General features: G+C 51.6%; 6 protein-coding genes. All 6 read left to right on the top strand.

All coding sequences use genetic code 11. The features are described 5' to 3' along the window. A partial coding sequence (locus tag M0R47_RS21205; protein WP_292558351.1) for a tetratricopeptide repeat protein occupies positions 1 to 290 on the top strand: 290 nt, incomplete at its 5' end. A gap of 3 nt (positions 291 to 293) precedes the next feature. Beyond that, positions 294 to 899 (top strand): lipid-binding SYLF domain-containing protein, encoded by a 606-nt coding sequence (locus tag M0R47_RS21200; RefSeq protein ID WP_292558350.1) that lies wholly within the window; start codon positions 294 to 296, stop codon positions 897 to 899. Between the two features lie 36 nt (positions 900 to 935). Continuing rightward, positions 936 to 1,640, top strand: coding sequence for a DUF3313 domain-containing protein (locus M0R47_RS21195; protein WP_292558349.1), 705 nt, complete (start codon positions 936 to 938; stop codon positions 1,638 to 1,640). Positions 1,641 to 1,688: 48 nt separating this feature from the next. After that, positions 1,689 to 2,156, top strand: coding sequence for a glycine zipper family protein (locus M0R47_RS21190; RefSeq protein WP_292558348.1), 468 nt, complete (start codon positions 1,689 to 1,691; stop codon positions 2,154 to 2,156). Between the two features lie 25 nt (positions 2,157 to 2,181). Then, a complete protein-coding gene (locus tag M0R47_RS21185; RefSeq protein WP_292558347.1) occupies positions 2,182 to 4,614 on the top strand; it encodes a mechanosensitive ion channel domain-containing protein in 2,433 nt (810 codons plus the stop codon). 121 nt (positions 4,615 to 4,735) lie between these two features. Beyond that, a partial coding sequence (locus M0R47_RS21180; RefSeq protein ID WP_292558346.1) for a DUF2092 domain-containing protein occupies positions 4,736 to 5,063 on the top strand: 328 nt, incomplete at its 3' end.

The following is a 5,063-nucleotide window of genomic DNA, read 5'->3' as shown; positions in this document are numbered from 1 at the left end:
AAACCGTGCTCGAGCAAGGCTTGGCCAGATTGCCGAACTCGGCCGACCTGCATCATAGCCTGGGCTTGTTGCAGGTCAGACTAAAAAACACCGAGCAGGCACTGGAATCGCTGGAACGCGCAGTCAGGCTTGCGCCTAAGCAAGCCCGTTTAAGCTATGTCTATGCCGTTGCGTTGATCGGCTCGGGGCGCGCTCAAGAAGCGCGAGCAGTCGTCCGCAAAGCGTTGAAATTGACGCCGAGCGATCCGGCTTTAAACACATTAAATATCCAATTCACCACAGAGGAATAAATCATGAAAATATCGGCACAATACCGGCAAACCAGTATCCATTCACAATTCATATTAATCGGCAGTTTAATGTTGATCCTGTTGTCGACGTTGACAGGCTGTCAGTCCGTTGGCGGTTCCCATGCCGATTCGAGGACTAATGCCGCTCAAATCGACCGCGAAGTGAACGCAGCGCTGGCCCAACTCTACGAAACCACGCCATCGGCCAGAACGCTGGCGGCAAAAGCCAAGGGCATCCTGGTATTTCCGAATGTCGTCAAGGCCGGTTTCATCGGCGGCGCCGAATATGGCAAGGGCGCCTTGCGTAAAGGCGGAAGGACTACCGGTTATTACAACATCGTTGCCGGCTCTTATGGCCTGCAGGCCGGGGTGCAAATGTTTAGTTACGCGATGTTCTTCATGAACGACGCGGCGTTAGCCAGTCTCGATAGCAGAGAGGGTTTCGAAGTGGGGGTCGGGCCTAATATCGTGGTGTTGGACGAAGGCATGGCCAAGAAAGTCACTAACACTACCCTGCGGGATGACGTTTATGCCTTTGTGTTTGGGCAAAGAGGATTGATGGCCGGACTGGGTTTGCAAGGTTCCAAAATTACTCGCATCAATCCGTAAATTAAATTCATTATCATGAAAAAATGAGGACTAAAAATGACAGGTAATACCAAGCAAACAGTTATCGGTATTTTCGGGTTGGCCTTGATGATGGGACTTTCCGGCTGCGCGCCGATCAAGGAGGCCAGAGACGTCGAAGAGTCCGGATTTTTAAGGGATTATTCGGTCTTGCGCGAGGGACAAGCCGGCGAAGCGCGGAAGATCTACATCAATCCAAAGTATCAGGAAACTTGTAGAACTTATGACAAGATTCTGATTGATCCAGTCGGTATTTGGACTAGTCGCAATAGCGAGATGGCCTCGATAACTGCCGAGGACAGGCAAATGCTGGTCAATCATTTGCACGGCTCGCTGGTCAACGAATTGGGCAAACACTATCAAATCGTCAAAACTCCGCAGCCGGGCGCATTAAGAGTCAGAGCCGCAATCACCGAAGCCGAGGGTTCCTGGGTGGAGTTGGATACGGTGTCAACCTTCGTGCCGCAGATGTTGGTGATGTCAGCATCGAAAGAAATAGCCACCGGTACGGCCACGTTTGTCGGCAAGGCCAGTGGTGAGGTGGAAATCACCGACGCCAGCAGCGGAGAGCGAATTGCCGCGGCGGTCGATCGTATGGTCGGCAATAAGTCGGTTACCGGTGTTACCAGCAAATGGGACGACGTTACCCTGACATTTGATGACTGGTCGGATCGGATGGCTTACAGGCTGGAGAACTGTGGTGCCAATCGGCCCGAACAATAATGGTTCGCCCCGACTGTACGCATATCACTCACTCAAGTAGGCAAAAAAATGAATATTAGCTATCGAAAAGTCCGTAACACCATGGCCTGTGCGGTTTTATTGGGCTTGGGAACCATGAATGCCGTGGCTCAGAATCTGATGATCTATCCTGCTGCCGGGCAAAGCCCGCAGCAACAGCAGCAAGACCAGTATAACTGCCATAACTGGTCGGTGCAGCAATCCGGCTATGATCCCAGCAATCCTCCAGCGCAGAATTCTGGTCCTGGTTTTGGCAGCGCTTCCAAGGAAACGCTCAAAGGCGGCTTCCGTGGCGCAGCGGCTGGCGCGGCCATCGGCGCGATTGCCGGCGATGCCGGTAAGGGGGCCGCCATTGGCGCTGTTGGCGGCGCTATGAAGCGCGGGTTTCAAGAGCGCGACCGGCAACAGCAAGCCGCGTCCGCGCCACCGCCTGGCTTGGATAATTACAATCGGGCCATGAAATCGTGTTTGGGAGCGATGGGATACTCGGTCAATTAATGGTACGGTCTTGACCAAGGCAATCATGAGTAATTCGCATCGAGATTTGCTGCTTCGGTCCGGCGCTGTTGCATACTCGCTAGGGATGTCGCTTGCACGGCGGTGCCTTCCGTTCACCGTATTGGCGGTGATGTCGTGTTTGCTTGCCATGCCGGTGCATGCTGAAGGATTGCCCGCGTCCAATCAGTCATCGAATGCGCAGTCTGGCAATGGGGATGCGGCTTCGTTGCAGGCAAGAGAAACGGAACTAAAGTCTAGACTCAATCAAGTGCTCGAACGCCTGGCCGCGTCATCGAAAGAAGGAGCGGTTCCGCCTGTTGCGGCTACAGAGACCGAATGGGCCGAATACACACGATTGTTAAATTTGTTGTTGAACGACTACCAACAGCATCTGGATACCTTAAGTAAGTTTCGTGGGATTGTTCAAACGCGTGAGGATTTTCAAAAAAAAGCCATGGTTTGGACCAATTTCCCCGAACCACCGCCTTATTCGATGGATTTTATCGATAACCAATGGCAGCAAGTTCGGCTGAAAGCCCGAGAAATTGAGGCCATCAGACTCGAACAGACTATGTTTGATGGTTTGCTGGATACCCGGCGTCAGGAGTTTCAGGTATCCGCGCAGAATTTGCGCAAGGCGAACGAGGCGCTTGAGGTTGCCAAACCCGAGCAGGTCGACCGGGCGCGATGGCTACAGGAACTGAATGCTTTGCGTAACCATAGAGACGAAGCTCGAATCGGCTTGCTTACGACAAGCAGCGAGTTACGTAACGAACGCTTGGCTCATTTAGCTGACGAAAAAGCATTGCTACTCCGTCAAGCCTTGCAGGCAAGTAGCAGTTCCCCGCTATCACAAGCCGATTTAAACAAGAAACTGGATCAGATTGCCAAGCGTCAGACGGAGCTGGATAACGAAATTTCCCAGGCTATCAGGGCGACACAAGCAGCGGATAGCCAGTTGCAACGTACGCGAGATCGGTTAACAAAGCTTAGTGAACGTATCAAATCGCTATCCGGAACCGAAGTTGAAAACGCTACGCGTGAGGTTGAAAGCATCCAGCAGATACTTGAAGTCGATTCGGTGGACAGTCAGGCCGCGTCTTCCAACTTGAGAGTGTTGCGTTTGCTTTCGCTGGCATTGGTGAATGAGCAACATGCTTGGGAGCTGCGTTATCTTGTCGATCATACCGACGATCTGAAAGCTTTGAATAAAGCAACGATGGATATAAAGCAGGGGTTAGAGCGTCTCTCATTATGGCGTCAGTATCTGAAATCGGAACTGGATACGATTCAAATCCGTTTGGATAACCAGGCAAAAAAACTGGCTAACTGGCAAAGCGAGTACGGCAATCAAAAACAGGAAGAGCTTAAAAGAGCAGCCTTTGCCAGTGAGGAAAGGTTAGTAAGACGCGCGCTTGGTGAAATCGATGACTTGAATAGCCGTCTGACGAATATACTCGAGTCGTTACAGTTAAGACATGCCGATGCCTCATTAATTGAAAGGCTGAAAGCTTTTTACACCGATTCCATGGATTTGCTAAATGCGTTCAGCGAGTTCGAACTGCTGGCTATCGATGACACCATCGTCGTTGAAGGGCGGGAGATTAGCGGTAAACGTAGCGTGACGGTGAGCAAGATCGTCAAATTGATATTGATACTTGCGGTGGGTCTGTGGCTGGTCAGTCTCATTGCGGCGCATGGCTCGCGCAGGGTGAAAATCTGGCAGCCTACCAAGGCGAGTTCCGGATTGTTGTCTCTGAGGTTGTTCACCTTGGTTGCGGTGGTGGCAATCATCGTTTTTGCCCTGATTAGCGTACATATTCCTTTGACGGTGTTTACCTTTTTCGGTGGCGCCTTGGCGATTGGCGTCGGTTTCGGCGCTCAGAACATTATCAACAATTTCATCAGCGGCCTGATTTTATTGACGGAGCGTTCGATCAGGCTGGGCGATATGGTCGAAATCGAGGGCGTGCTGAGTCGAGTGACTCAAATCGGTAGCCGTTGCTGTCAAGTGCATAGGTTTGACGGCATCGACATGTTGATACCGAACAGCAGTTTTTTGGAAAATAATGTTACTAACTTGACGCTGTCCGATCAGCGTCTTCGCTGCACCATTAATGTTGGTGTCGCGTATGGCTCGCCGGCTCGGACGGTATTGGCCCTGATTGAACGGGTGGCAGTCGAACATCCCCAAGTACTGAAGCAGCCTGCTCCCGAGGTCTATCTGGACGAGTTCGGAGCAAACGCTCTAAATTATAGGTTGGATTTTTGGGTCGATCTGTTAGTACAATCCAACCGTATGCGCCTGATGAGCGACGTTCGCCTGCAGATCGAAGAGTTGCTCACCCAAAATGGAATTGCCATTGCATTCCCGCAACGCGACGTGCATTTAAATATAACCCATCCGGTCAGGGTTGAATTAAACACGGCCATGACTCAAGGGGGTGCTGCGGAATGAAAAAACGGTTGCAGTGGTGCGTTACTTCAACTCAAATCGCATGGTGTTCGCGTGTAGCCATAGTGTTATATGCAACGGGCGCCTCTATCAGTTTAATCCCATCACCTTAAGGAGGTGAGTTATGCATAAAACACTACAAATAGGAGTACGCAACGCGCTATGCGTGGCTATTCTGTCGACATTCGTGGGTTGCGCGGAGCAGCAGACGGTGAGCCATCCACAGGCTGTGACTTTGCAGCAAACCTTGCCGCAAGCGGGACCAGAAGCGACTGATGCCAAGGGTATTTTGCAGCGTATGGCCAATTACCTGGCCAAGACCCAGACATTTTCGGTAAACCTCAGTGACAGTTACGACACCGTACAGACATCAGGGGAAAAAATCGAGTTCGCGGCCACTCGCAAAGTCATCGTCAGCCGGCCTAATGGTTTGCGGGTCGAACGCGAGGAAA

This window comes from Methylobacter sp., assembly GCF_023227905.1.
GTDB lineage: Bacteria > Pseudomonadota > Gammaproteobacteria > Methylococcales > Methylomonadaceae > Methylobacter_A.
Note: the sequence above shows the minus strand (reverse complement) of the source record. Positions and strands in the feature narration are given on the sequence as shown.

Coding starts and splice junctions, on each gene's coding strand:
- M0R47_RS21185 (WP_292558347.1), top strand. CDS start 2,182: ATGAGTAATTCGCATCGAGATTTGCTGCTTCGGTCCGGCGCTGTTGCA.
- M0R47_RS21195 (WP_292558349.1), top strand. CDS start 936: ATGACAGGTAATACCAAGCAAACAGTTATCGGTATTTTCGGGTTGGCC.
- M0R47_RS21200 (WP_292558350.1), top strand. CDS start 294: ATGAAAATATCGGCACAATACCGGCAAACCAGTATCCATTCACAATTC.
- M0R47_RS21190 (WP_292558348.1), top strand. CDS start 1,689: ATGAATATTAGCTATCGAAAAGTCCGTAACACCATGGCCTGTGCGGTT.